At 71.8% G+C, this 23,799-nt stretch carries 23 protein-coding genes and 1 pseudogene; 15 read left to right on the forward strand and 9 right to left on the reverse strand.

Annotation, left to right across the window (positions count from 1 at the left end):
- The first annotated feature begins 11 nt into the window (after positions 1-11).
- The 3 genes from ACWD4A_RS16875 (at position 12) to ACWD4A_RS16885 (ending at position 4,124) form a co-directional block, all read left to right on the forward strand.
- Positions 12-974, forward strand: a complete 963-nt coding sequence (locus ACWD4A_RS16875) for a threo-3-hydroxy-L-aspartate ammonia-lyase (RefSeq protein ID WP_451194518.1) — start codon at positions 12-14, stop codon at positions 972-974.
- A 372-nt stretch (positions 975-1,346) separates the two neighbouring features.
- Positions 1,347-2,822: an amino acid permease gene (locus tag ACWD4A_RS16880; RefSeq protein WP_451194520.1), complete on the forward strand. Its 1,476-nt coding sequence runs from the start codon at positions 1,347-1,349 to the stop codon at positions 2,820-2,822.
- Between the two features lie 150 nt (positions 2,823-2,972).
- Positions 2,973-4,124 carry a permease gene (locus tag ACWD4A_RS16885; RefSeq protein WP_451194522.1) on the forward strand — a complete coding sequence of 384 codons (1,152 nt, stop codon included), beginning with the start codon at positions 2,973-2,975 and terminating at the stop codon, positions 4,122-4,124.
- Between the two features lie 71 nt (positions 4,125-4,195).
- Here the strand turns inward: ACWD4A_RS16885 and ACWD4A_RS16890 are convergent, their stop codons facing one another.
- Both ACWD4A_RS16890 and ACWD4A_RS16895 read right to left on the reverse strand, forming a co-directional pair.
- The gene (locus ACWD4A_RS16890; protein ID WP_451194524.1) at positions 4,196-4,384 is read right to left on the reverse strand and encodes a hypothetical protein; all 189 of its coding nucleotides are present in this window, start codon (positions 4,382-4,384) and stop codon (positions 4,196-4,198) included.
- 65 nt (positions 4,385-4,449) lie between these two features.
- Positions 4,450-5,682, reverse strand: coding sequence for a multidrug effflux MFS transporter (locus tag ACWD4A_RS16895; protein WP_451194526.1), 1,233 nt, complete (start codon positions 5,680-5,682; stop codon positions 4,450-4,452).
- Positions 5,683-5,814: 132 nt separating this feature from the next.
- Here ACWD4A_RS16895 and ACWD4A_RS16900 point away from each other — a divergent pair, with 132 nt between their 5' ends.
- Positions 5,815-6,345 carry a MarR family winged helix-turn-helix transcriptional regulator gene (locus ACWD4A_RS16900; protein WP_451194528.1) on the forward strand — a complete coding sequence of 177 codons (531 nt, stop codon included), beginning with the start codon at positions 5,815-5,817 and terminating at the stop codon, positions 6,343-6,345.
- A gap of 6 nt (positions 6,346-6,351) precedes the next feature.
- Here ACWD4A_RS16900 and ACWD4A_RS16905 read toward each other — a convergent pair whose 3' ends face one another.
- Entirely contained in the window at positions 6,352-7,002 is a 651-nt protein-coding gene (locus ACWD4A_RS16905) for a phosphatase PAP2 family protein (RefSeq protein WP_451194530.1), read from the reverse strand.
- Positions 7,003-7,519: 517 nt separating this feature from the next.
- Here ACWD4A_RS16905 and ACWD4A_RS16910 point away from each other — a divergent pair.
- The 3 genes from ACWD4A_RS16910 (at position 7,520) to ACWD4A_RS16920 (ending at position 11,347) form a co-directional block, all read left to right on the forward strand.
- Positions 7,520-7,684, forward strand: a complete 165-nt coding sequence (locus tag ACWD4A_RS16910; protein WP_451194532.1) for a hypothetical protein — start codon at positions 7,520-7,522, stop codon at positions 7,682-7,684.
- Positions 7,685-7,735: 51 nt separating this feature from the next.
- Positions 7,736-8,536, forward strand: a complete 801-nt coding sequence (locus ACWD4A_RS16915; RefSeq protein WP_451194534.1) for a hypothetical protein — start codon at positions 7,736-7,738, stop codon at positions 8,534-8,536.
- 72 nt (positions 8,537-8,608) lie between these two features.
- Complete coding sequence (locus ACWD4A_RS16920; RefSeq protein ID WP_451194536.1) at positions 8,609-11,347, forward strand: bifunctional YncE family protein/alkaline phosphatase family protein; 2,739 nt, start codon at positions 8,609-8,611, stop codon at positions 11,345-11,347.
- A gap of 10 nt (positions 11,348-11,357) precedes the next feature.
- Here ACWD4A_RS16920 and ACWD4A_RS16925 read toward each other — a convergent pair whose 3' ends face one another.
- Both ACWD4A_RS16925 and ACWD4A_RS16930 read right to left on the reverse strand, forming a co-directional pair.
- Positions 11,358-12,215, reverse strand: a complete 858-nt coding sequence (locus ACWD4A_RS16925; protein WP_451194538.1) for a maleylpyruvate isomerase N-terminal domain-containing protein — start codon at positions 12,213-12,215, stop codon at positions 11,358-11,360.
- Between the two features lie 68 nt (positions 12,216-12,283).
- Entirely contained in the window at positions 12,284-12,673 is a 390-nt protein-coding gene (locus tag ACWD4A_RS16930) for a hypothetical protein (protein WP_451194540.1), read from the reverse strand.
- Between the two features lie 391 nt (positions 12,674-13,064).
- Between ACWD4A_RS16930 and ACWD4A_RS16935 the strand changes: the two genes are divergently transcribed.
- A complete protein-coding gene (locus tag ACWD4A_RS16935; RefSeq protein WP_451194542.1) occupies positions 13,065-14,093 on the forward strand; it encodes a DUF1259 domain-containing protein in 1,029 nt (342 codons plus the stop codon).
- Between the two features lie 24 nt (positions 14,094-14,117).
- On the opposite strand, the gene ACWD4A_RS16940 is transcribed toward ACWD4A_RS16935, so the two are convergent.
- Positions 14,118-14,561, reverse strand: a complete 444-nt coding sequence (locus ACWD4A_RS16940) for a MarR family winged helix-turn-helix transcriptional regulator (RefSeq protein ID WP_451194544.1) — start codon at positions 14,559-14,561, stop codon at positions 14,118-14,120.
- Between the two features lie 96 nt (positions 14,562-14,657).
- Between ACWD4A_RS16940 and ACWD4A_RS16945 the strand changes: the two genes are divergently transcribed.
- Positions 14,658-15,707 (forward strand): hypothetical protein, encoded by a 1,050-nt coding sequence (locus ACWD4A_RS16945; RefSeq protein ID WP_451194546.1) that lies wholly within the window; start codon positions 14,658-14,660, stop codon positions 15,705-15,707.
- Positions 15,708-15,752: 45 nt separating this feature from the next.
- Here ACWD4A_RS16945 and ACWD4A_RS16950 read toward each other — a convergent pair whose 3' ends face one another.
- A complete protein-coding gene (locus ACWD4A_RS16950; RefSeq protein ID WP_451194548.1) occupies positions 15,753-16,412 on the reverse strand; it encodes a zinc ribbon domain-containing protein in 660 nt (219 codons plus the stop codon).
- 223 nt (positions 16,413-16,635) lie between these two features.
- Here ACWD4A_RS16950 and ACWD4A_RS16955 point away from each other — a divergent pair, with 223 nt between their 5' ends.
- Both ACWD4A_RS16955 and ACWD4A_RS16960 read left to right on the forward strand, forming a co-directional pair.
- Positions 16,636-17,133, forward strand: coding sequence for a DUF6314 family protein (locus tag ACWD4A_RS16955; RefSeq protein ID WP_451194550.1), 498 nt, complete (start codon positions 16,636-16,638; stop codon positions 17,131-17,133).
- Positions 17,134-17,350: 217 nt separating this feature from the next.
- Positions 17,351-18,847, forward strand: coding sequence for an alkaline phosphatase family protein (locus tag ACWD4A_RS16960; RefSeq protein ID WP_451194552.1), 1,497 nt, complete (start codon positions 17,351-17,353; stop codon positions 18,845-18,847).
- On the opposite strand, the gene ACWD4A_RS16965 is transcribed toward ACWD4A_RS16960, so the two are convergent.
- A complete protein-coding gene (locus ACWD4A_RS16965) occupies positions 18,848-19,345 on the reverse strand; it encodes an NUDIX domain-containing protein (RefSeq protein ID WP_451194554.1) in 498 nt (165 codons plus the stop codon).
- Between the two features lie 173 nt (positions 19,346-19,518).
- On the opposite strand from ACWD4A_RS16965, the gene ACWD4A_RS16970 reads away from it, so the two are divergent.
- A complete protein-coding gene (locus ACWD4A_RS16970) occupies positions 19,519-20,169 on the forward strand; it encodes a DUF1963 domain-containing protein (RefSeq protein WP_451194556.1) in 651 nt (216 codons plus the stop codon).
- Positions 20,170-20,200: 31 nt separating this feature from the next.
- Here ACWD4A_RS16970 and ACWD4A_RS16975 read toward each other — a convergent pair whose 3' ends face one another.
- Positions 20,201-20,560, reverse strand: a complete 360-nt coding sequence (locus ACWD4A_RS16975; protein ID WP_451194558.1) for an ArsR/SmtB family transcription factor — start codon at positions 20,558-20,560, stop codon at positions 20,201-20,203.
- Positions 20,561-20,674: 114 nt separating this feature from the next.
- On the opposite strand from ACWD4A_RS16975, the gene ACWD4A_RS16980 reads away from it, so the two are divergent.
- The 3 genes and pseudogenes from ACWD4A_RS16980 to ACWD4A_RS16990 form a co-directional block, all read left to right on the forward strand.
- Positions 20,675-22,654 (forward strand): heavy metal translocating P-type ATPase, encoded by a 1,980-nt coding sequence (locus tag ACWD4A_RS16980; RefSeq protein WP_451194560.1) that lies wholly within the window; start codon positions 20,675-20,677, stop codon positions 22,652-22,654.
- Between the two features lie 58 nt (positions 22,655-22,712).
- Positions 22,713-23,378 carry a response regulator transcription factor gene (locus ACWD4A_RS16985; protein WP_451194562.1) on the forward strand — a complete coding sequence of 222 codons (666 nt, stop codon included), beginning with the start codon at positions 22,713-22,715 and terminating at the stop codon, positions 23,376-23,378.
- Positions 23,375-23,799 (forward strand): annotated as a pseudogene (locus ACWD4A_RS16990) (sensor histidine kinase); the annotation flags it as partial. The gene ACWD4A_RS16985 and the pseudogene ACWD4A_RS16990, both read left to right, overlap by 4 nt.

A 23,799-nucleotide genomic window follows, 5' to 3' on the forward strand; every position in this document is an offset into this window, starting at 1 on the left:
AGGAGCGACGCATGCACCGGCTTCCCACCTATGACGATGTCCTGGCCGCCGCGGAGCGGATCGCGCCCCACGCCCACCGCACCCCGGTGCTGCGCTCGCGCCTGATCGACGAGCGGACCGGCGCCCAGGTGCTGTTCAAGTGCGAGAACCTCCAGCGCGCGGGCGCCTTCAAATTCCGGGGCGCCTGCAACGCCCTGTCGCGGCTGCCGGCCGAGCGGCGGCGGGCCGGCGTCGTCGCGTACTCCTCGGGCAACCACGCCCAGGCCGTCGCCCTGGCCGCCCGGCTCCTGGACATCCCCGCCACCGTCGTCATGCCCCACGACGCGCCCGCCGTGAAGCGGGAGGCCACCGAGGCCTACGGCGGGCGGGTCGTCGCCTACGACCGCCGCACCGAGGACCGTGAGGAGATCGGCCGCGCCCTGGCCGCCCGGCACGGACTCACCCTGATCCCGCCGTACGACCACCCCGACGTGATCGCGGGCCAGGGCACCGCGGCGAAGGAGTTCCTGGAGGAGGCGGGCGGCCTCGACTCGCTCTTCGTCCCCCTGGGCGGTGGTGGGCTGCTGTCCGGTACGGCGCTGGCCGTCCGCGCCCTGGCCCCGGAGTGCCGCCTCTTCGGCGTCGAGCCCGAGGCGGGCGACGACGGCCGGCGGTCGCTGCGCGAGGGCCGCGTCGTCCACATCGACACGCCCGAGACCCTCGCCGACGGAGCGCGGACCCAGCACCTGGGCGTCCTGACCTTCGCCCTTCTCCGGCGCGCGGCCCCCACCGTGCTGACCGCCACCGACGCCGAACTCGTCGACACCATGCGTACGTTCGCCTCGGTCATGAAGCTCGTGGTCGAGCCCACGGGGTGCCTCGGGCTCGCCGCCGTGCGTCACGTTCCCGAGCACCTGCGCGGCCGCCGAATCGGCGTCATCGTCTCCGGCGGCAATATCGACCTCGCCCGCTATGCGTCATTGCTGAATTCGTGAGCCGTACACGAATATTCGGCTCCATGTGATGCGGATCACCATGGATTATTCGATCTGCGGGCTCGCTCACATAAACATTACCGATGCGTAACCCGCCCCCGCCGTACGGCTCGTCGTGACGTTTGACCTGCGGCATAGCGTGGACTCTCGGGAAAATCAATTTTTCGTTAACTCTTGACGTATCCGGTTCCCGCCTCACACCATTCACCGCATGGATTCGCAGGCATCCGCAGCCCGGCACGGGCAATCGGCTGTCGCGTATCGGACCACCGCCGGGAAGACCCCGGCAGTGCCCGGCACAAGCCTCCGGGCGGTCCCCGTACGAAGTGCGCGGCCCCCCGTCGGCTCCCCCCAAAGAAGGCGAAAACCCATATGAGTGACCGCACCCTCACTGCGGCCGACCCCCAGCCCGGCGCACCGGCGCCGACCGCGACGTCTCCGCACGTCGACGCTGGTGACGCGGGCTACAGCAAGGACCTCAAGTCCCGCCACGTCAACATGATCGCGATCGGCGGCGCCATCGGCACCGGCCTCTTCCTCGGCGCCGGCGGCCGTCTCCACAGCGCGGGCCCCTCCCTCTTCATCGCCTACGCGGTCTGCGGTCTCTTCGCCTTCTTCGTCGTCCGGGCGCTCGGCGAGCTCGTTCTCTACCGCCCGTCCTCCGGCGCTTTCGTCAGCTACGCCCGTGAGTTCATGGGGGAGAAGGGCGCCTACACCGCGGGCTGGCTCTACTTCCTCAACTGGGCGACCACCGGCATCGCCGACATCACCGCCGTCGCCACCTACACCCATTACTGGGGAATGTTCAGCAGCATTCCCCAGTGGGTCCTTGCACTCATCGCACTCGCGGTCGTACTCACCGTGAACCTGATCTCCGTGAAGTACTTCGGCGAGATGGAATTCTGGTTCGCGATCATCAAGGTGGGCGCGCTCGTCCTCTTCATGATCATCGGTATCTTCCTGCTGATGACGCAGCACGACGTCGGCGGCTCCACCCCGGGCCTGTCGAACATCGTCGACCACGGCGGCCTCTTCCCGGCCGGTGTGATGCCGATGCTCCTCGTCATCCAGGGCGTCGTCTTCGCCTACGCCTCGGTCGAGCTGTGCGGCGTCGCCGCGGGCGAGACCAAGAACCCCGAGAAGATCATGCCGAAGGCGATCAACTCGATCATGTGGCGCGTCGGTCTCTTCTACGTCGGCTCGGTCGTGCTGCTCGCCCTGCTGCTGCCGTACAACGTCTTCACCGGCGACGAGAGCCCCTTCGTCACCGTCCTGTCCAAGATCGGCGTCCCGTACGCGGCCGGCGTGATGAACCTCGTCGTCCTCACCGCGGCGCTCTCCAGCCTCAACTCCGGCCTCTACTCCACCGGCCGCATCCTGCGCTCGATGGCGATGTCCGGCTCCGCACCGCAGTTCACCGGCCGCATGAACAAGGGCAAGGTCCCCTACGGCGGCATCCTGCTCACCGCGTTCTTCTGCATCCTGGGCGTCGTGCTGAACTTCGTCGTCCCGAAGGACGCCTTCGAGATCGTGCTGAACTTCGCCGCGATCGGCATCATCGGCACCTGGGGCATGATCATGCTCTGCTCCCTGCTGTTCTGGCGCCGCTCCAAGGACGGCCGGGTCACCCGCCCCGGCTACCGCCTGCCCTGGGCCCCGTACACGCAGATCGTCACCCTGGTCTTCCTCGCCGGCGTCCTGGGCCTGATGGCCGCCGACGACGGGCCCGGCCGCACCACCGTCCTGTGCCTCCCGCTGATCGTGGCGGCCCTGGTCGGCGGCTGGTACGTCGTGCGGGGCCGGGTGGCCCGCCTCCAGCGCGAGCGGGAGCTGCAGTCCGAGTCGTAGGCGCGACGACCCCGCACCTTCCACGGCGGACGCCGCCAGGCCCCACCCAGGGGCCTGGCGGCGTCCGCCGTTTGCGGCCGCGCATGAGGGCGCGTCGCTCGCCCGGCGGCGTGCCCAGGCCCCAGACTTCTCCTGGCGGAAGGGGGCAGGATGCGGGCCGTACTGCACGCGCTGGCCATCGCCGGGTCCATGACCTGGGAGATCACCTGGGCGCTGATCCTGGGCTTCGCCCTGTCCGCCGTCGTCCAGGCCGTGGTCCGCAAGGCCACGATCGTCCGTCTGCTGGGTGACGACCGGCCGCGCACCCTGGCACGTGCCGCCGCGCTGGGTGCCGCCTCCTCGTCCTGCTCCTACGCCGCCGTCGCCCTCGCCCGCTCCCTCTTCCGCAAAGGGGCGGATTTCACCGCCGCCATGGCCTTCGAGATCGCCTCGACGAATCTGGTGGCCGAACTGGGCGTCATCCTGGCCCTGTTGATGGGGTGGCAGTTCACCGCCGCCGAATTCGCCGGCGGGCCGGTCATGATCGTGCTGCTCGCGGTGCTCTTCCGGCTCTTCCTGCGGGACGGGCTGCTGCGCGAGGCCCGGGAACAGGCCGGGCGGGGCCTGGCCGGGTCGATGGAGGGCCACGCCGCGATGGACATGTCCGTCCGGCGGGAGGGCTCCTTCGCGCGGCGGCTGTTCTCGCGCGAGGGCTTCACCTCCGTCGCGCACGTCTTCGTCATGGAATGGGCCGCGATCCTCAAGGATCTGGTGATCGGCCTGCTCGTCGCGGGCGCCATCGCCGCCTGGGTGCCGGACTCGTTCTGGCGCGCCTTCTTCTTCGACGGCCATCCGCTGGCCGCGAAACTCTGGGGCCCGCTGATCGGCCCCCTGGTGGCGATGGCCTCGTTCGTCTGCTCGATCGGCAACGTGCCGCTGGCCGTGGTGCTGTGGAAGGGCGGGATCAGCTTCGGCGGCGTGGTCGCGTTCATCTTCGCCGACCTCCTGATCCTGCCGATCCTGAACATCTACCGGAAGTACTACGGCCCGCGGATGACCGTGTTCCTGCTGGTCACGTTCTACGCGGCGATGGCGGCCGCCGGATACGCCGTCGAGACCGCCTTCGGCGGTCTCGGCCTGATCCCCGACCGGGCCGACGCGGTGATCCCGACGGAGGGCATCGGCTGGAACTACACCACCTGGCTCAACATCGCCTTCCTGCTCCTGGCCGCGGCGCTGGCCGTACGGTTCCGGCACACCGGCGGCCCCGCCATGCTGCGGATGATGGGGGGACCGGCCGGCGACGACCATCCCCACGGGTAGCGGCGGCTGCGGGAGCGCGGGCCGGTCACCGAGGGCAGGGCACCCGCATTCCTCCGGCCGTGCGTGGGGGCTCAGTGCCCGAGGCGGGTGGTCCCCGCCTCCGCCAACGCGGCCATGGCGCCCACGGTTTCCCCGATCGGGACCGCGGGATCGCGCCGGTGCATGAATGTAGAGGTCGACGTGATCGGTGCCGAGGCGCGGCGCAGCGAGACGTGGCACGCGGGCCGCACGTACGCCGCGGACGTGTCGACGTCCGCCACTCGCCCGGAGGAGGTGGAAGCGCCCGGATGGAGCCTCCGCCTCCGTGTCTACCCCGACCGTGCGTCTATCCCAACCGTGCGTCTGCCCCGACCGTGCGGCCGCGGCCCGGCTGGCGGGCGAGCATCAGCAGTGCCGCCGTCGCGAAGGCCGCCACGACCACGGCCATCGGCAGCGCCGACCCGCCCAGTCCCGCCAGCGGTGCGGCGACGCCGCCGAGCGCGTACTGGAGGAGCCCCAGCAGCGCGGACGCCGTGCCCGCCGCCTCGCGGTGGCCCGCGAGTGACAGCGCCGTCGAGTTCGGCATGATCAGACCGATGCTGCCGACCAGCGTGAAGAGCGAGGCGAGCACGGCGGGCAGTCCCAGGCCGGCGGCGACGGACAGCAGCAGCGCGGCACCGCCCGTCGCGCACAGCACGAGTCCGGCCCGCAGCAGCACCCGCGGTGAACTGCGCCGCAGCAGCCACGCGTTGCACTGCCCCAGCAGCACGATGCCGAAGGCGTTGGCCCCGAAGGCCAGGCTGAACTCCTGCGGGCTGAGCCCGTAGACCTGCTGCAGGACGAAGGGGGAAGCGGATATGTACGCGAACATGGCCGCGAAACCGCACCCGCCCGCCAGCGCGTACCGCATGAAGTTCCCGTCGCGCAGCAGCGCGCCGAAGCTCCGCAGGGTCTCCCCGAGACCGCCCCGGCGGCGCCGCGCGGGCGGCAGGGTCTCGCCGACGACGAGCGTGGTGGCGGCCAGGATCAGCGCACCGACGACGGCGAGGGCGACGAAGATCCCGCGCCAGGAGGTGAAGCGCAGCAGCTGCCCGCCCACGACCGGCGCGAGGATCGGGGCGATGCCGTTGACCAGCATCAGCAGAGAGAAGCAGCGGGCCGCGGCGGCTCCGTCGTAGAGGTCGCGGACGATGGCCCGGCTGATCACGATGCCTGCCGCGCCCGCCATCCCCTGCACGGCCCGCAGCCCGGTCAGCGCGGTGACGCCGGGCGCCGCCGCGCACAGCAGGCTGGCCACGACATAGCAGGCCAGGCCGATGAGGAGGGGCTTGCGCCGCCCCCACCGGTCACCGAGCGGCCCCGCGAGCAGCTGGCCGAGCGCCAGCCCGACGAGACAGCTGGTGAGGGTCAGCTGCACGTCCGCGTCCCGTACGCCGAAGCCGTGCGCCAGCGTGGGGAGTGCGGGCAGGTACATGTCCAGCGACAGGGGGCCGAAGGCCGACAGGGCGCCGAGCACCACCAGCAGCCGCAACCGCCGGGTGACCTCCGAGGTGGGTCGGGGGGAGAGAACAGTGGTCACAGTGGCGCGCCTTTCGGGATGTGGGGGAGCGGCCACTCTAAAATATTGCTGAGCAGTCAGCAATTGAATGTTCAGTAACTGTGGCTGAATTAGACTCCTCCGACGAGCCGCAGCAGGGAAACGGGAGGCGGCATGTGCGCCGGATCACCGGAAGTCGGACCACCGGAAGTCGGACCACCGGAAGTCGGATCACCGGAAGAGGCCGCGGCCGCGGCGGCGGGCGGGCGGCTGGTCCGGGAGTTCGGGCTGCTGCTGAAGACGACCGCGCGCCTGGAACAGCGCGTCAACGCCGCCCTGCGGGACGAGTGCGGGATCAGCCACGTCATGTTCGAGGTGCTCATCCGGCTGTGCCGGGGCGGCGGCGAACAGGTCTCCCAGCGCACCCTCGCCGACGATCTCGTCCTGACCAGCGGTGGCATCACGCGACTGGTCGACCGCATGGAGGAGGCGGGCCTGGTACGCCGCACCCCGTCCCGGTCCGACCGCAGGGTCACCCTCCTGGAGGCGACCCCCCAGGGAATCGCGGCCTTCCTCCGGGCGACGGACGTGCACGCCCGGACCCTGGGGCGCTACTTCGTCGCCTCCGTGACGGAGGACGAGCGCACACGCCTCATCGGCGCCCTGGAGCGCATCGGCGCGACCCTCGTGGCCGACACGCCCTGAGTCCGGCTAGCGCAGCAGCGCGAAGGTGGCGCCCGCGACGGCCGCCCCCAGCGCGGCGCCGGCGGCGACCTGCCCCCGCGTGTGGTCGTAGAGCTCGATGCGGGACCAGCCCACGAGCCCCACCAGCCCGTAGGCGGGCAACGCCCAGGGTCCGTAGCACAGGGCGAGCATGGCGACGCTGCCGGAGGCCACGGCGGAGTGCACCGAGATCTTCCCGCGCCAGGAACTGCCCAGGTACTGCCGGCGCCCGTCGTCCTTGGTGCCCGCGGTGACGGCGAGGAGCGCCGCGAGGGTCGCGAGCATGGCGGCGATCAGCGCGATCATCATGCGCGGGGCGCCGAAGGCGCACATGAGGGCGATGCCGATGGCGACCGACGCGAGGATGAACGCCATCACGACGAGACGCTGCCGGCGCTGCCCCACGTGACGGTCGGCCCAGCGCCCCCTGCGGATGCCGAAGTTGATGAAGCCGATCGGTATGACGGCGGCGAACAGCCCGCCGAGGAGCCCCCACCCGATACCGCTCCAGCCTCCGGCGCGCAGGCCGACGAGGACGACGTCCGCGAGTATCCAGTTCTTGGGGTCCAGCCCGTCGGTGGCGAGTCGCGCGAGCCGGGATTCGGCGCGCACGCCAGGGCTGGTGGCAGTACTGGTCACAGGGGGGGCTCCTGACAGTGCGGCCCCATTGCTGTGAGGACTGCTTGTGTATCGGCTTGTGTATCGGCCGACAGTTTATGTGCCGCATGCGGCACGGGCCCCAAGGGGTCGGCAGGTTGCGATTGCGAACGTGAATGAGTGCAGGATGGGCTCTACCGAACGCCTGGCAGGTTGTCCACCGCGGTCCGCAAAAGACGCCTACATGCCTGATTCCGGCCGGAGTTGACGTGGAGCGTGGTCCGGGTGTGGGGATTTTTTGTTCGCTCGGGTCAGGCTGCCCATTACGGATCGTAATGTTGGCGAATGGTCGGGCCGGGCCGGTAGCGTCCTGTGCCACGAGAACGGACCCTGGCGGGCCACCAACCGGTCCAGGGCCGCGCACTGTTCACCCACGATCGTGGAGGGCGCGATGCCTCCTGACCATGTGCCGAGGACGCCCCGTGCGGGGGGCGCGCGACGGCCGGTCGACCGTAACATCCCGCAATTCGGCTGTGCTGGAACACCGGTGGTACATCATGTGTCGGTCACCCTGTCCCTGAGCGGATTCGTCGCGCTGCTGGTGCTGGGCGTGCTCCTGGTGTCCCCGGTGGCCGTCGACCCCGTCGCGGCCGGGATCCTGCTCTCGGCCGCACCGGCGGCGGGCGGATTCCGGATGCGCTACCGCCACCGGCGCGTCACGTGACCGGCGGGCGGTGCCGGTCCGGTCCCCCTGGTCCCCGCCCCGGCGCCGTCCGTGACACGTCTTCTCCAGCAGCACACCCCCGAAAGGGCCACCCCGACCATGACGAACGGCGCGGAGCACGCCTCCTGCCGCAACCCCGGCTGTACGAACCCCGTCACCCCCTCCACGGGCTCGGGACGGCCGCGAAAGTACTGCAGCACCGAATGCCGCACCGCCTTCCACCGCGTCCGCGGACACCGCCCCACCCCGGACACCAGTCGCCACGACGGCTACGTCCACCGGATCCTCGACGAACTCCTCGAACGCGTCGAGGAGTTGTGCGACCTCGCGCACTCCAACCGCACCGCGCTGACCGGGACCGACCTGCTGCACGCCCAGTCCCTCGCCCTGCTCAAGGGCGCGGCGGAGCTGGGCAAGGACCTCGCCGACCTCGACGCGGCGATCGTGCAGCAGGCCCGCGACCGCGGCATGAAGGTCTCCGAGATCGGCCGGGCCCGCAACATCAGCGCCGACAAGGCCAGCCGGGACTGGCCCGCCGACAGCATCGACCGCCGCATGCAGCTGCGCGACAAACGCCCCCGCCCCAACCCGCGGCTGCGCGGCCGGGTCGACTACTGGGGCGTGACGGACGACTGCACCTTCCTGCCCGGCCAGTTCCTCCCGGAGCCGCCGACCGGACCGGGCCTCCCGCTGTACGGGAACGATGCCACGGAAGGGCCCCCGCTCCCCATTCCGGCATTCTCCAGAACGCACCGGGTGCGCACCCTCCGGCCGGGCCCGGACCGGCGGTGTCACCGCCGCCGAACGCCCCGTAAAGCCCTGCGACGCCCAGGATTTGACTGCACGTCATAAAGTCCTGGGCAACGCTCCGGTCCACCTCTCCGCAGGCTATCGACATGCCCGTGCCGGTCGTACGGTCGCGTCATGAGAAGGCTGCGAAGACACAGACGCCTCACCGTCCTGGCGCTCACCGCCACCGCCGCACTGATCTCCACGGTGGCCGCCGCCGGCGCCGGCGGCCACCCCACGGGCAAGGTCGACGGGGCCGGGACCGCCCGTGGCATCCAGCTCCCCTCCAACCAGCGCATCACCCCGTACGGCACCCGGTACCGCATCGACGACGGACGGCTGCTGTCCAGCACCCTCAGCCCGGACGGCACCCGCGTCGCGGCCCTGACCTGGAAGAGCTTCACCGGTTTCCTCACCGTCTTCGACGCGCGCACCGGCAAGGTGCTGCAACGGGCCGGCACCGGACAGGGCGAGGACAAGAAGATCGGCGACGGGACGGTGGGGACGGACGGCCCCCTGTACTCCCCGGACGGCAGGACCCTCTGGTTCCCCCAGGCCGGGGACCTGGTGCGGTTCACCGTCGACGGCGACGGCAAGGTCTCCGCACCGAGGACCGTCCCCCTGGCCGGCCCCCACGGCAGCGCCCTGCCCGGCGGCATGGCCCTGTCGCCCGACGGCTCACGCCTCTACGTGGCCCTCAACGGCAACAACACCCTCGGCGTCGTCGACACCGGGACCGACAAGCTCCTCAAGGAGATCCCCGTCGGCAACGCGCCCCGCCAAGTCGTGCTCGCCGACGGCCGTGCCTTCGTCTCCAACGAGGGCGGCCGCCCGGCCACCGCCCACGACTTCACCAACCTCTCCGACGGCACACCCCTGGTCGCCGACCGCACCACCGGCGCCGCGAGCTCCGGCACCGTCTCCGTCGTCGACCTCGCCGCCGAGAAGCAGACCGACACCGTCAAGGTCGGACTCCAGCCCACCGCCCTCTGCCTGAACGGCCGTTCGCTGCTCGTCGCCAACAGCAACGACGACTCCGTGTCCGTCGTCGACACGGTGAAACGGCGCGTCACCCAGACCTTCAACGCCAACCCGCTGCCCGGCTCCAAGGTGGGCAGCGCCCCCAACGGCATCACCATGCCCGACCCCCACCACGTCCTCGTCTCCCTCGGCCGCGACAACGCCCTCGCCCAGTACCGCTGGGACGGCCCGCTCGCGCCCGTGCGCTACGAGGGGCTGATCCCCACCGACTGGTACCCGGTGGCCGTCCGGTACGACCCGGCCCTGCGCAAGGTCGTCGTCACCAACGCCAAGGGCATCGGCGCCCGCGGCCCCGCCGCCACGGTCCACGACGGCCCGGACACCCCGCCCGCCACCGGCCACAACACCTACAACGACACCGGCACGCTCACCGTCTTCACGCCGCCCTCCGCGGCACGTCTCGGACGCCTCACCCATCAGGTGTTCCTCGACAACGACTGGGAGAAGCTGCTCGGCACCGGCAGCCGCGTGGACCTCATGGCCAGGCCGGTCCCGGTGCCCGCGCACCTCGGTGAGCCCTCGGCCATCGACCACGTCTTCCTGATCGTCAAGGAGAACCGGACGTACGACCAGGTCCACGGCGACACGGGCAAGGGCGACAGCGATCCGGGACTCGCCCAGTTCGGCAGGCACGTCACGCCCAACGAGCACGCGCTCGCCGACCGGTTCGGCCTCTTCGACAGCTTCTACGACGAGGGGACACTGTCCGCCGACGGCCACAACTGGCTGACGCAGGCCGACGCCAACGACTACATCGAGAAGGAATTCGGCGCCTTCTACCGCAGCTACCCCTCACAGGGCGCCGACGCCCTCGCCTACCAGAGCAGCGGCTTCCTCTGGGACGCCGCCCGCCGGGCCGGGCGCAGCGTCGAGAACTACGGCGAGTACGTCAACATCAAGCTGCCGGCCGACGGCGCACCGACCTGGTCCGACTGGTACAAGGCCGCACGCGTCCTGGAGGGCGAGGAGCCGGGGCCGTTGCCGGTACCCACCGGGAAGTACCCGAGCACCTCGGACATCCCCTCCCTCAACGCCGTCAACAAGCCGGACTTCCCCACCTTCGACACCGACATCCCGGACCAGTACCGCGTCGACATCTGGCTCCAGCACTTCCGCCAGGCCGAGAAGACCGGCAAGCTGCCCAACCTCACGCTCATGACGCTGCCCCAGGACCACACGGCGGGCACCAGCGGCAAGGACCCGTACCCCACGGCCATGGTGGCCGACAACGACCTGGCCGTCGGACGCCTCGTCGACGCCCTCTCGCACAGCCGGTTCTGGCGGTCCTCGGCGGTCTTCGTCGTGGAGGACGACACCCAGGACGGCGTCGACCACGTCGACGGACACCGCGGCCCGCTGTGGATCGCCAGCCCCTACGCCAAGCGGGGCGCGGTCGTGAGCACGTACTACACCCAGCTCAACCTGGTCCGCACCATCGAGCAGATCCTCGGCATCCAGCCGATGAACCAGCTCGACCGGGCCGCCGAGCCGATGTTCGACGCGTTCACCGGCGACCCCGACCGCGCACCGTTCACCGCGCTGCCCAACCAGGTCCCCCTCGACCGCGGGCTGAAGAAGCAGGGCGCCGGCCCGCCCGGGGAACTGCGCGTGCCGCACGGCATGGAGGGGATCGCGCGGCAGTGGGAACAGTGGAGCGCGCGGCAGACGACCGGCGGTACCGCGCCCGAGCTGGACGAGGTCAACCCCGCCCAGATGAACCGCGTCGACTGGTACGAGGCCACCGGCTGGCGCAGGCCCTACCCCGGTGACTCCCGCGTCCTCACCCCGGACGAGGTCCCGGGCAAGGACAAGCCGGCGCGGGAACTCGACTGACCGGCCGCCGTCAGGGGCCGGCGATCAGCTCGGGCAGGCGCGGGGCGAGCCACGGCTTGCGCCCGCCCGCCCGAAGCCGGCCGCGCACGATCAGCTTCCACAGGGGCGCCCGGCGGAAGGCGACCATCAGGAACGCGGTGGGCTCCGCCGTGATCCTGCAGTCGTAGGCGCGCGGCGGGGCGTCACGGGTCACCCGTGCCGCCCCGCCGTCGATCACGACCGCCAGCCGCGGCCCGCCCTTGACGGCCAGGTCGTAGGCGACGCTGACGTCCCGTGCCTTCGCCGTGTCCAGGGCGAGCGGCATCATCGTCGGCATCGACTGGCCTATCACCAGGCGCGCCTCGTCCGCTCCGATCGACCACGGCAGCCGGGCACCGCGCGCGATGTCGAGGCCGTGGAGGAGGCTCTCGCCGAGCAGCAGCCCGGTCGCCGTCGCCAGCGTCAGCACGACCCGCTCCCCGTACCAGGGCGTGGCGACCGGGGTGTCCGGGGCGAGCCCCTCGGTGACCCGCAGGAAGATCTCGCCCCGCTCGGCGACGAAATCACCGAGGACCGCGAGCTCGTCCCCGCCGAAGAGGTCCACCGCCTTGGCGTTGACGGCGGTGATCCGCTCGACGAACGAGACGTCGCCCGACGGCAGGACGCTGTCCCAGTCCTCGAACTCGCCGGTGAAGGCGGAGCAGAACGCGAGGTACACGGCGCGCAGATGAGCGCCGACGTCGCCGACCGCCCACGGCGGGACGCCCGAAGGCACGGCCGGGTCGGGCACGTCACGCAGCAGACGGGCCAGGCGGGGGACCACCGAGCGCAACGCGGCGCGGGTCCTGGCATGCTCGGCTACCGGATCGAAGCTGCCGACGGTGCCCATGGGCACACCCTCCTGACGGCGGACGGGCCCGCAGGTTACCGTTGGTAGCCCGCATGCGGTAGGGGTGGTCAGCCGCATTCCGGGGTCATCGATGCCACGGGCGCGCCGCTCAGCTCCGCGTCGCCGAAGCCCTGGATCTCCTGCTCGTCACCGGCGAAGTGCGCTTTGTCGTTGAGCCGTACGATGCAGCCGAAGCTGTCGGGAATCGGATTGCGCGCCGACCGGGGCGCGACGGCCGGTTCGAGCGAGTCGACCTCGGGAAAGCTGAACCCTGTTCTGGTCACCTTCACATCGAGCCGGTAGAGGAGCTTCCCGCTCTGGTGCGGGCCGCTGAAGAGACAGAAATCGCTCTTCCGGCATTTCGTGGGCGCCACCGCCTGACTGCCGGGGGCGACGGAGACGGAGAGGCCGAGGGCCGTCAGGACGACGAGACCGAGACGCACGGCGCGTTGCGACAAGATGACTCCTCAACAGGAGCGGGAATGCGGACCCGCGTCCCCTACCCGGGCCCGACGCATGCCGAACACCCGAGCGGACACCGCGCGTTGTCAAGGATGCGCATAAGGACGCGGTGGCCCTGAGGGCCGGCGCGGTCGCTGCCGTACCAACGGAAGCGGGACGGCGGGCCGTACGGTGCCCGTGCCCGAATCCTCGATGATGTGGCTCCCCGAGAGCCAGGGGCTCGTGCCGAAGCTCCGCGCGAGGGCGCCTCTGAGGGGGAAGCCGCCCCGGGAGAGGTCCAGGGACGGCCGTACGGGGGAACCATGGCACCAGCAGCACCAGAGATTAAGCGTCACCCCACGCGTATACACGCGCCCCATGGTTCCATCGGTCCGAGGAGGCGTTCATATGGTGAAGGACGCTCAAGAGCGGGCCGCGAAAGGCATGCCACGGAGGCTGGTGGCCGCGGCCGCGCTGGCACCGGTACTGGCCAAGGCAGCACCCGTCACCGGTGCGGCCGCGGCAACCCGTCAGGTGACACCGGCCGGGCGGACCCGGCTCCAGCCCGTGCCCACCACCGAGTCCCACTGGCGAGGCGTCGTCAAGGTCCTCGGCCGCCACGGCTCCATGCTGCGCGGGATCACGTACCACGTCGGCTTCCCGCGCACGGACCTGCGTGTGATCACCTACGGGGTCACCGTCAAACCGACCCTCGCCCTGGGGTCCCACGCGGCCTTCGTGCGCTACGGCGACGGCAGCACCCTGATGATGGGCGATCTGGTGGTCACCGAGGGCGAACTGCAACACCTGACCGACGCCCTGCAGCGCCATGGGATCGCGCAGACCGCGATCCACAAACATCTGCTCGCCCAGACCCCCGACGTGTGGTGGATCCACATCCACGGCCACGATCGCGACCCGGTGGCCCTGGCCCGCGGCCTGCGCGCGGCGCTCGACCGCACCAACACCCCGCCCCCGACCACGTCGGGCCCTCCCGTCCGCGAGAACAAGCCACTCGACGACCTCGACACCGACGGGATCGACGACGCGCTGGGCGCCAAGGGAAGCAACGACAACGGGGTCTGGCGCTGCGTCTTCGTCCGCCGCGAGACCATCACGGACGGCGGCATGACGCTGCCCCCGGGCCTCGGCGCGACCACGGCCTTCAGCTTCCAGCCGGTGGGCGACGGCCGGGCCGCGCTCAACGGCGACTTCGTCATGGTCGCCGACGAGGTCCAGGACGTCCTCGCCGCACTGCGCCGCGGCAAGATCGACATCGTCGAGCTCCACAACCACGGCCTGACCGACGACCCCCGCCTGTTCTTCATCCACTTCTGGGCGGTGGGCGACGGCGTCGCCCTCGCCAAGGCGCTCCGCCCGGCCGTCGACGCCACCAACGTCAAGGCGCCGCCCGCGGGCGGTCCGGATCCCGACTGACGGGGCGGCCCGGGGCCGCGGGCCTCAGGGGCGGGCGGCCGGTGACGGGTGCGCCGCGTTGTAGCGCAGGAGGTAGTCGGCGAAGCGGGCGAGGTCGGCCTCGTCCCAGTCGGCGAGGCGCTCGTGGAAGGCCGCCAGACGGCTGGCGGCGACCTGGGCGAGCGTGTCGGCGCCGGCGGGTGTCAGGTGGAGCACCTGGACGCGCTGGTCGTCGGGGTCGACGCGGCGTTCGACGAGGCCGAGGCGCTCCAGGGTGGCGATCTGGCGGCTGACCGTCGACTTGTCGAGCAGGTAATGGGCCGCGAGGTCGGTCGCCCGGCAGCCCGGCCGGTCCTCGACGTGGGCGAGGACGGTGAAGGAGACCAGCGAGAGCTCCGGGTGCGTACGGGCCGCGGTGGCGCGGGCGCGCCGCGCGAAGGCGGTCAGCTCGCGCTGGATGGTCTCCACTGACTGGTCGCGACGGTGCACGGGGGATTCCTTTCGAGCCATGTGGTTGTAGAGTACAACCTGAAGAGAGAGTTGTATTTAGCAACCATTGCCTTGAGGGGACCGAGGAAGACGCCCATGAGACCCACCACCGGCGGCGCACTGCGTCATGTGCTGACCCACCTGCTCACCCCACTGCTGATGTGCGTGGGCATGGGATTCGCCTATCTGGGCGCCTTCGCGCACCCGCAGCCGCACGAGCTGCCCGTCGCGGTGGTCGGCTCGGGGGCGAGCTCCCAGGCGCTGGCCCGCGGCATCGCCGACAAGGCGGGCGACCGGCTCGCCGTGCGCACCGTCGCCGACCGCGAGGAAGCGGTCCGGCAGCTCAAGGACCAGAGCGTCTTCGGCGCCTACGTCCCCGACCGGCGCGCCCCCGAGCTGCTGATCGCCTCCGCCGGGTCGGACACCACCGCCGTGACCGTGCAGAAGGCGTTCACCCCCATAGCCGCGCACCAGGGCGTGCCGCTCAAGGTCACCGATGTCGTGCCACCGGCGGACGGCGACCCGACCGGGCAGGGCATCTTCTTCCTGCTGGTCGCGCTCAGCATCGGCTCGTACGCCTCGGTCGCGGTGCTCGGCGGGGCGGGCGGCGTGCTGCCGATGCGGCAGCGGGCGGTCCTCGCGGGGGCGGTGTCCTTCGTGGTCGGCGTGATCGGCACGCTCTTCGCCGGACCCGTCTTCCACCTGGTCGACCACGGCCTGTGGGACCTGTGGGGCATGGCGTGGGCCTATTCGGCGGGCATCGTGCTGGTCGGCATCGGGCTCCACACGTTCCTCAAGCGCTGGACCACGCTGGGCGTGATGGTCCTGTTCGTCATGCTCAACTTCACCAGCGCGGGCGGGGTGTACCGGCCCGAGCTGCAGAACGGCTTCTTCGCCGGCCTGCACTCCTTCTGGAACGGCGCCGGATTCGTGGAGGGCGTACGCAGCGTCGTCTACTTCGACAGCGCCGGACTCGGGCGCCACGTCGCGACGCTGGCGCTGTGGCTGGCCGCGGGCGCCGCGGTCCTCGCCCTCGCCTGGGCCGTGGAGGCCCGGCGCGCGGCCCGGCCCTCGGGGGCCGGGAAACCCGCATCGCGGGAATCGCAGGAATCGGAAGAGGAGATGGAGGAAGCGGTCGGGGTGTGACCGCGGACTCCGCCACCGCCTCGGCGTGATGTCCCGCCCCGGCCGCTACCGCCGTTGCCCGCAGCCGGGGCAGAACACCGCGCCTTCCGGCAGCGGGGCCTGACACCCCTTGCACGGGTCCTGCCGGCCCAGCAGGAAGCCGCAACCCGGACAGAAGCGTCCGCCCTGCGCCTCCGTCCGGCACTGGGGGCAGACCAGTTGCCGGGGCGAGTGCGCGTCGAAGCCCTGGCCCTGCTTCTGGCCCTGGTCGTACGCGTGCTGGGCCACCATGTCGTTGAGCCCCCGCTGCTGGGCCGCCATCATCTCGCCCGCGGTGTCGGGGGCGCAGTTGTGGCAGAGGCCCTGCTCCGGGTTCCAGCAGCGGCGGCACACGTACACGCTGCAGCGCCCGCAGCGGTTGAAGTGCGCCTTGGCCTTGTCGACGGCCCGCTGGAACGAGGCGTCGCGCGCGCCGCCCCACCCGGAGCCGGCCAGCCCGTCGACGGCGGTGGTCACCCCGCTTCCCACCCGGCCGAACACACCCGAAGCCATGCCGATGGCCCGGCCGAGCCAACTCGCCAGCCGCCCGCTCTGGTACGGCTCGAAGGGCGAGCGCCACGTGTCGTGGCAGCGCCAGCAGGAGAACTCGAACTGGAAACCGGCCGCGGTTCCGTACTGCTCGCACAGATCACGGTAGTTGCTGGCGAAGTAGATCTCCGTGCTCACCGTCTCGCTCCTCCGGGCTCGGACCACCACTCTCCAGCCAGACGACGCCCGGCGGTGCGCGGCCGGTTCTGCCGAGTCGCGATCCGTCGAGGAAGCGCGGGCTCCACCCTTCTTACGGGGTAACGCCCGTATCCCAGAACGAAGTTCGTCCCCCTTGCCGCGTCGGCGGGAACGCCGGGGCCGACAGGGCCGCGCGGCCGTTGCCGTCGGGGACAATGGGGGCATGAGCCTCACCGACCCGGACCCGCGGGTGCCCGCCGTGCCCGCCGGGCACCCGGTCCCCGACGCCGTGGCCTTTCTGAGCGGGCAGTGGACGGTGGACCGCACCCTCCTCGACGCGGCCACGGGCGTCACCGGGGCGTTCCACGGCACCGCCGTATTCCGCCCGGCCGACGACGGTGAGGGCGGCGTCCTGCACATCGAGGACGGCGAGCTGAGCTGGGGCGGCGCGGCCGGCCGCGCGGGCCGTACGCTCCGGCTGTTCCCCGGACCGGACGGCACCGCCGCGGTGACCTTCGCCGACGGCAGGCCCTTCCACGACCTGGACCTGCGCACCGGCCACTGGGACGTGCGCCACCCCTGCTCCCGTGACCGCTACGACGGCACGTTCACCGTGGTCTCACCCGACGAATGGCACGTGCGCTGGCGCACCACGGGCCCCGCCAAGGACCACGTGCAGCGCTCGGTCTACCGACGGCGACAGGGCGAACCCTCGCAGTAGCCGACGGTAACCGGACGAGGTCACCGGAACCCGGCCCCCCGCGGGCCCGATCAGCAGTTCCCCGACAGCCCGGCGATCATGCCACTTGCCGGTGAATCGCCTCCCGGGCCGGGGGCACCGGACGCGGTGCGTCCTATCGTGGGCGGCGGAGCGCCGTCGGCTTCGGTGCCTCCTGTGCACGCGCCCCACCACGACGCCACGACGCGAGGAGTGCGGTATGCGCGACAACCCGGACCATGGCATCACCCGGCGCAGAGTCCTGGGAGCGGCGACCACGGCGGCCGCCGGAGCGGCGGGCATCTCGATGCTCCCCGGCTCCCTGCGCAAAGCGCTCGCCGAGCCGCAGCGTCCCCTCCACTCGCTCGACCAGGTCGAGCACGTCATCTTCCTGATGCAGGAGAACCGGTCGTTCGACCACTACTTCGGCACACTCCAGGGCGTCCGGGGCTTCGACGACCCGGACGCCGTCACCCTGCCCACCGGGCGCTCGGTCTTCCACCAGCCGGACCCGCAGCACCCCGACGGCTATCTGCTCCCGTTTCACAACGACACCAAGACCACCAACGCCGTACGGGCCTACGGCACCAGCCACTCCTGGCCGTCCCAGCACCGCTGCTGGAACGACGGCCGGATGGACAACTGGGTGCCCACGCACCGCGCTGCCGACGGAACCGCCAAGGGCCCGTTCACGATGGGCTATTACACGCGAGACGACCTGCCGTTCCACTACGCCCTCGCCGACGCCTTCACGGTCTGCGACAACTTCTTCTGCTCGGTACTCGGCCCGACACACCCCAACCGGGTCATGGCGATCAGCGGCACCGTCGACCCCGACGGCAGGCTCGGCGGGCCGGTCGTGGACAACCACTCCACGGCATTCCGGTGGACCACTTACCCCGAGCGGCTGCAGGCCGCCGGGATCAGCTGGCGCTACTGCACCGCCTACCCGCCGGACACCGACCTCGGCTGGTTCAAGGCCTTCCAGGACGCCCGCCCCGGCGACCCCCTGTACGACAACGCGATGGTGCCGTACTCCCCGTCGCAGGTCGCCGACATGATCCGCCGGGACGAACTGCCGTCGGTCACCTGGCTGGACGCGCAGTACCTCCCCTCGGTCTACGGGCTCCCCGAGGCGGCCGAAGCGCCCGACAACTTCCCCTCGGCGGGCGCCGAGTACATGTACACCGTCCTCGACGCCCTGGGGTCCCGCCCCGACGTATGGGCCGGGACCGTCTTCGTCGTCAACTACGACGAGAACGACGGCCGCTTCGACCACGTCCCCCCGCCGACCCCGCCGGAGGGAACGCCGGGGGAGTGGGTCACCGTCTCCCCGCTGCCGAACGGCGCGTCAGGGATCGCCGGCCCGATCGGGCTGGGCTTCCGCGTCCCCGCGCTGGTGATCTCGCCCTGGAGCCGCGGCGGCTGGGTGTGCGGCGAGGTCTTCGACCACACCTCCACCCTCAGACTCCTGGAACGCCGCTTCGGCGTGCGCGAACCCAACATCAGCGCCTGGCGCCGCAGAACCGTGGGCGACCTGACCTCCGCGCTGCGCCTGCGCCACCACGACACGTCCTTCCCCGAACTGCCCGACCCCGCCCCGCTCTACGCGCTCGAACAGCGGGAGGCGGCGACCCTGCCGCCACCGGCCGTACCGACCGCCCAGACCGTGCCGCACCAGGAACCCGGCCACCGGCCGCACACCCGCCGGCCGTAGTCAGAACACGACATCGGGCCGGATCTCCAGATACGCGGGACGGCCGGTCCTCCGGGCCCGGTCGACGGCCGCGAGCCGCTCCCAGGTCCGGGTGTCCAGCACCTTCGCCCACTCGTCCATCGCCCGCACCTCGAACGTGGAGTGCTCCGAGGGGTCGAGGGTGATGCGGCCGATGTCGTCGTCGGCGAGCTCGCCGCCGTCGAAGACGAACCCGACCTTCGCCACCGGCCAGTGCCCGATCGGCATGAACACCGTCGCGAGCAGACGCGGCCGGCCGGTGAAGACGATCCCGGTCTCCTCCCGGCACTCCCGCACGGCCGTCTCCCACGGCGACTCCCCGGGATCCATGTCCCCGCCCGGCCACTGCCAGCCCTGATGGACCGAGGAACGGAGCTGCAGGGGACGGCCGGAGCCGTCGGTGAAGTACAGACACCCGTACACGGCGGCCTTCGGCAGGCCGGCCACGTACTGGTCGGGCGGCAACCACTGCTTGGCCAAAGGTGTTCTCCTGTTCCTCGGTCCATGGACACCAGGACGACGGCCCCCGGTCGTCCAACTGCTCCGAACGGGTGAAGGTCACGGGGCGATACGCGTGGGGGAGGCGGCGGGGCCCGGGGAGGCCGCCGCCCGGCCGGGCGGCGATGTCGGAGGTGCGACCTATAGTCGCCCGCATGACGACCCTGATGATCGACGCGGGTCCGGTCGCGGCGGATGCGCCGGTGACCCGCACCGGTGGTGTGCCACTGGCCCCGGCTGGCGCCGCCTGGCCCGGCTGCGCCTCGTGCGACGGCCCCATGCAGTTCCTGGCGCAGCTGGCCCTGGACGACCTCCCCGGCGGCACCGGCAGGGGCCGAGGTGTCCTCTCCCTCTTCATGTGCCGGAACGACCCCGGGATGTGCGACGAGTGGGACCCGGCGGAGGGCGGGAACCGCGCCCTGCTCTTCCCGGCCGACGGTCTGGTGCCGATACCGCTGCCCGAGCTCGGCGAGGACGGCGACGAGGAGACGCTCCGGCTCGGTGCGGTCCGCGCCGTCGCCTACGAGACAGTGGCCACGGAGGATTACGACGAGGGCGGCGAGGAGTGGGCCGGGCGAACCGGCCGCCCGTCGCACGACATCCTCGGACAACTCGGCGGCACGCCCTCGTGGCTCCAGCACGACGAGACGCCGGCATGCCCGAGCTGTTCCCGCCCGATGCCGCTGGCCGTCCAACTGGAGGAAGGACCCGACCACTTGACCGCCATGAACTTCGGTGGCGGCGGCAGCGCCTACGCCTTCGCGTGCGAACCCTGTGTCCGGGCCGTCTTCATGTGGCAGTGCTGATCCGGACCGGCAGCGCTGATCCGGGCGGCGGTCAGGGTGAGTCGGTCAGCCCGAGCCGCAGGTGTTCGACGTGGTGGAGGGCCTGGTCGAGGAGCTCGGCGACGTGGTTGTCGTAGAGGGCGTAGACGACGGAGCGGCCCTTGCGGGTGCCCGTGACCAGGCCGAGGTTGCGCAGCAGGCGGAGCTGGTGGGAGCAGGCGGACTGCTCCATGCCGACCTCGGCGGCGAGCTCCGTGGCGGGCAGCGGGCCCTCGCGCAGCCGGGCCAGGATCAGCAGCCGGGAGGGGGTGGCGAGAGCCTGGAGCGTGGCGGCCACCTGTGGGGCGTTGGCCGCGTCCAAGCGGGCGCGCGAAGCGGCTTTCTCGGCGGTGGTGACGACTCCATGGCCCATGACCCCATGGTACCTACCACATGAATACATGAATTGCTGTTCATTCGTTCATGTATGTTGGAGAAGCTGGTCCCCCCGTTCCGAGCTGCCGCATGCGTAAGGATCACCGCTGCGATGTCCTCCACCCTCACCCTCCCGGCCCCGGCCCCGGACGCCGTCCGTGACGCGGCGGCGCCCCGCCGCCGTACCCGGATCCTCGCCCTTCCCGAAGCGCGCTGGGCGGCGGCCGCCCTGGCGCTGTTCCTGCTTGCGCTGCCGCTGCACCTGCTCGGCGCCCCGGTGTGGACGTGGGGCCCGCTGTACGCGCTCGTGTACGCCACCGGCGGCTGGGAACCCGGATGGGCGGGGCTTCAGGCGCTGCGCGAGAAGACCCTGGACGTGGACCTGCTGATGGTCGTCGCCGCGCTCGGCGCGGCCGCGATCGGGCAGGTCTTCGACGGCGCGCTGCTGATCGTCATCTTCGCCACCTCCGGGGCCCTGGAGGCGATCGCGACCGCCCGCACCGCCGACTCGGTGCGCGGTCTGCTCGATCTCGCCCCCGCCACCGCCACCCGCCTCACCGACGACGGCGGCGAGGAGACCGTCGCGGGCGACGCCCTGGCGGTCGGGGACACCGTCCTGGTCCGGCCCGGCGAGCGGATCGGTGCCGACGGCCGGGTCCTCGACGGCGCGAGCGACGTGGACCAGGCCACCATCACCGGCGAACCGCTGCCGGTGGCCAAGGGGCCCGGGGACGAGGTGTTCGCCGGAACGCTCAACGGCACCGGCGCGCTGCGGGTGAAGGTCGAGCGCGACCCGGCGGACTCGGTGATCGCCCGGATCGTGGCCATGGTCGAGGAGGCCTCCGGGACCAAGGCCCCGACCCAGCTGTTCATCGAGAAGGTCGAACAGCGCTACTCGCTCGGGATGGTGGCCGCCACGGTCACCCTGTTCGCCCTGCCCCTGCTGTTCGGCGCCGCCCTCCAGCAGAGCCTGCTGCGGGCGATGACCTTCATGATCGTCGCCTCCCCGTGCGCGGTGGTGCTGGCGACCATGCCGCCGCTGCTGTCGGCGATCGCCAACGCGGGGCGGCACGGCGTCCTGGTGAAGTCGGCCGTGGTGATGGAGCGGCTCGGGCAGATCGACCAGGTGGCCCTGGACAAGACCGGCACCCTCACCGAGGGCACCCCCCGCGTCACCGACATCCGCCCCCTGGCCGCCTCCGGCCTCTCGGAGGACGAACTGCTGACCCTGGCGGCAGCCGCCGAGCACCCCAGCGAACACCCGCTGGCCCGCGCCGTCGTGGCCGCCGCCCGGACCCGCGGCCTGGCCGTCCCGCTGGTGGAGGACTTCACCTCCGCCCCCGGCACCGGGGTCACCGCCACCGTCGACGGCCGCGCCGTCGCCGTCGGCAGCCCGGCCCGGCTGCCGGCCCACCCCGACGGCCACCCCGCCGCCGCACTGGCAGGACAACTGGAGGAGAACGGCCGCACCGCCGTCCTCGTCACCGTCGACGGCACCCCGGCCGGGGTCCTCGGGATCGCCGACCGGCTGCGGGACGAGGCCGCGGCCACGGTCACCGCGCTGGCCGCGCTGACCGGCAACGACCCCGTCCTGCTCACCGGCGACAACCCGCGCGCCGCCGCCCGCCTCGCCGCCGAGGTCGGCGTCACCGACGTCCGCGCGGGCCTGCTGCCCCAGGACAAGGTCGCGGCCGTCGACGCCCTGGAGCGGGCCGGACGCAAGGTGCTCGTGATCGGCGACGGCGTCAACGACGCCCCCGCCCTGGCCGCCGCGCACACCGGCATCGCCATGGGCCGGGCGGGCTCCGACCTCGCCCTGGAGACCGCCGACGCCGTCGTCGTCCGCGACGAACTCGCCACCGTCCCCACCGTCGTCGCCCTCTCCCGCCGCGCCCGCCGCCTGGTGGTGCAGAACCTCGTGATCGCCGCGGTCTTCATCACCGGCCTGGTCGTCTGGGACCTCACCGGCACCCTGCCCCTGCCCCTCGGTGTCGCGGGCCACGAGGGCTCCACCGTCATCGTCGGCCTCAACGGCCTGCGCCTGCTCACCGACCCGGCCTGGCGCCGCGCCCGCGCCGAGACCGGCCGGTGAGCCGCCGCACCGGAGGCGTTTACAAAAACGAAAGGTCGATTCCGGTACACCTGGTGCCATGCGTGTGCTGATCGCGGAGGACGAGGAATTCCTGGCGGAGATGATCGCCGAAGGGCTGCGGCGGGACGCCCTCGCCGCCGATGTCGTCCACGACGGCCTCGCGGCCCTGGAACGGGTGGGCCGGGGCGACTACGACGTCCTCGTCCTCGACCGCGATCTGCCCGGCCTGCACGGCGACGAGGTGTGCCGCCGCGTCATCGAGCAGCGCCTGCTGACGCGGGTGCTGATGCTCACCGCCGCCGGTTCCCTGCGCGACCGCGTCGGCGGCCTCGGCCTGGGCGCGGACGACTACCTCACCAAGCCGTTCGCCTACGAGGAACTGCTCGCCCGGGTCCTCGCCCTGGGCCGCCGCGCCCGCCCCGCCCTGCCGCCGGTCATCGAGCGCGCGGGCATCACCCTGGACACGGCCCGCCGCCAGGCCTTCCGCGACGGCCGCTACCTCGCCCTGTCCAGCAAGGAGTTCGGCGTCCTGGAGGCCCTCATGCGCGCCGACGGCGCCGTCGTCAGCGGCGACGACCTGATCGAGCAGGTATGGGAGGAAGGCACCAGCTACCGCACCAACGCCGTACGGGTCACCCTCAGCAAACTCCGCGCCAAGCTCGGCGAACCGCCCGTCATCACCACCGTCCCCGGCCATGGCTACCGCGTCGGCGGCACCGCGTGAGGCGCCTCCGGCTGCCCGGCGGGGAGCGGGCCCGGCTGACCCTGCTCTACGGCGGGCTGCTCGTCCTCGCCGGAGGCATGCTCATCGGCCTGGTCAACTTCCTCGTCCGCCAGGGCCTGGACTCCTCGATCAGCACGGCCGTCGCCTACCGGGTGCCCGAGCTCGGACAGACCGTCCCGGTCCCCACATCGTCCGACTTGTTTGTTCCCGCGTCACCCGAGCCGGCCCTGCCCCCGCCTTCCGGCAGCGCGGTGACGCGTGCCCGGACCATCGAGACCTTCACCCACGTCGCGGAGCAGGCCGCCCAGAACCGGTTGCTGACCGTCTCCCTGATCGCGCTGGCCGTGTTCGCCGTCATCTCCGCGGCCCTGGCCTGGTGGATGGCCGGACGCGTGCTGCGCCCGGTCGGCGTCATCACCCG

Source organism: Streptomyces sp. NPDC002537, assembly GCF_053594975.1.